Below are 1775 nucleotides of genomic sequence, written 5' to 3'. Positions count from 1 at the left end.
AGTCAGTACGCTCCGGCGCTGCGCGCCTCCGCCGGACGGCCTACGCAATGCGCTTCGCGCAAAATGCGCTACGGCCGCCGCTGCTGGCGACGTTATGCATCAGGTGAGCCATGAGTTCGTATGAGTTGACACAGAACATTATTAGAGTGGCTCCGCTAATAGTATTATTGCTGTTCTTTGTTTTTTTACTTAGATTTAAATGGTATCTGCGATTCGGAATTATGGTTATTCTAGGTTGGGTTGTGATTGCTGGTTCCACACTTATTTTCTGGAGTTACTCGATCAACTATGCACCCAGTCAAGAAGTCTTGGTGGATCTTGCGCAAAGGGACGGCGCTCCAAGGTTATTCGGGACATTATTTGGTTGGGTTTTTGGAGCTGCTCTTTATTTTGTTTTTGAGGCCACACGGTTGATCAACCTAGGGATCAACTCAATCATTCGCAGGTAAGGATAAATGCATAACCAGGCCAGGCTGACGGACGGCCTACGCAACGCGCTTCGCGCTAAAAGCGCTACGGCCGCCGCAGCTGGCAACGTTCAGGCTGTAGACAAACTCGAGCAATTCTCGGCTAGATCAAATTTTCGTGCGGCGGAGAGTGACCTGAAATGCTTTTTGCCATGCAAAACAAGCCCAGAATTCACGTAGGAGTGCGATTTTGTGCAAAATTTAATCGAAATGATGGGCTGGAGTTTTTCTACAGCCTCGTTAGGCCGCAAAATGGCCTTTGCCAGGGCTGGTAGAAAGGCAGATTGTAGCTTGTCATGTTTAAGTGATACCTTCTGCTTGTATGTATCGAAATTATTTTCACTTACCATAGAGAAATGGAGCTTGCGAAATGGAATATTTAATTATTGGCTTAGCGGTTTATCTTGTATCAGCAAACGCCCTTATCACACGATACATCTGGAGGGATAGTCGACGTACAGTCAATGAAAAGATTGCAGAATCTGGGTTGGTTTGGGCTGTACCATTCTTCGGTCACTTGATTGCACTTGCTATTTCTTTAGATGGGCCTAAAACAGTAAGGAAGATTGATCCGGCGTTAGTTTCGGGTGCTGCTGTGGCTGCGGTTGCAAGCACAGCTTAGTTGCCACCTTTCGCCTAACTAGGCACTGCTGAGGGACAGCCTCCTATATGTGCCTTTTTGTGTGGCTCGCTACGCTCACATTCTCACACAAAAAGGCACATATAGGAGGCTGCCCCAGAGCGCAACGTTAAGTGTATAAATGAATCACGAAGAAAATCTGAAAATTATTGAAGGATTTATTGGTAAAGAGTGCGAGAGGACTCTAGCTTGTAACTCTTTAAAAATCAGGTTTGGAGAAAAGTCACCATACATATGGATAGATCCACCGTGGGACTTATATAGTGGCGAAGAGCTAGTGGCTTCATCACTTAGCTATCCCGAAGCTGATGAAGACTTTCAAAGTTACAGTAATACATTGAGTCCACTAGATAAGACTAAACTGGTAAGCTTTGAATATACGGTTAAAAATGGCTTGGTTCTCCATTTCAAAAATGGGTTTAGGCTTCATGCCCCAACTACTATAGACACGGTAGATGAAGACGATTTTTATCATCATTGGTATGCCAATGCGTAAAACACTTAACAAACACATTAAAAAACGCCCACAAAAAACGTGGGCTGGACTCGCTGTCGCTCGCCTTTTATGTGGGCGTTATGGCGGCTTGTTCGTAAAGGAAAAAAGCAAAATTTATGGCGTAAAGTGCTGTGCAAGTAGCCAGCAATTCGGCATCAAAGCCAGTGCCAAC

The 1775-nt window shown here is 45.2% G+C and carries 3 protein-coding genes; all 3 read left to right on the top strand.

The genetic code is table 11. The features are described from left to right. Positions 1-837 precede the first annotated feature (837 nt). Positions 838-1089, top strand: a complete 252-nt coding sequence (locus FHS09_RS22445) for a hypothetical protein (protein ID WP_183464133.1) — start codon at positions 838-840, stop codon at positions 1087-1089. 139 nt (positions 1090-1228) lie between these two features. Continuing rightward, entirely contained in the window at positions 1229-1603 is a 375-nt protein-coding gene (locus tag FHS09_RS22440; protein WP_183464131.1) for a hypothetical protein, read from the top strand. After that, on the top strand, positions 1596-1775 hold a 180-nt coding region (locus tag FHS09_RS22630), incomplete at its 3' end, for a hypothetical protein (RefSeq protein WP_221192201.1). The genes FHS09_RS22440 and FHS09_RS22630, both read left to right, overlap by 8 nt.

The sequence above is a fragment of the Microbulbifer rhizosphaerae genome, from assembly GCF_014191725.1.
Classification (GTDB): Bacteria; Pseudomonadota; Gammaproteobacteria; order Pseudomonadales; family Cellvibrionaceae; genus Microbulbifer; species Microbulbifer rhizosphaerae.
Note: the sequence above shows the minus strand (reverse complement) of the source record. Positions and strands in the feature narration are given on the sequence as shown.